This is a genomic window from Microbacterium thalli (genome assembly GCF_028737325.1).
In the GTDB taxonomy this organism is placed as follows: domain Bacteria; phylum Actinomycetota; class Actinomycetes; order Actinomycetales; family Microbacteriaceae; genus Microbacterium; species Microbacterium thalli.
The window spans coordinates 1-287 of record NZ_JAQZCH010000017.1; the positions used below are offsets into that span (position 1 = coordinate 1).

The 287-nt window shown below is 70.7% G+C and carries 1 protein-coding gene; it reads left to right on the forward strand.

Going from position 1 to position 287, the window contains the following annotated elements:
* A partial coding sequence (locus PUW82_RS15075) for a DUF5107 domain-containing protein (protein ID WP_274223132.1) occupies nucleotides 1–287 on the forward strand: 287 nt, incomplete at both ends.

Here is a 287-nt window from a genome sequence, read left to right on the forward strand (position 1 = left end):
GTCCACGGCGTGCGACTGCGCCCGGGATCATCGCTCATCGAGCTCGACGTGCGCCTCCACAACCGCACCGACGTGCCGCAGACCTTCCTGTGGTGGGCGAACGTCGCCGCCCGGTCGCACGAGCAGTACCAGTCGTTCTTCCCCGACGACGTGAGCTACGTCGCCGACCACGCGCGCCGCGCGATCACCGCGTTCCCGCGCGCCGACCGGCCGTACTACGGCGTCGACTACCCCACCCTCGCGGCCGAGCGCCCCGACGCCGACCGCATCGACGTCTACAGCAACAT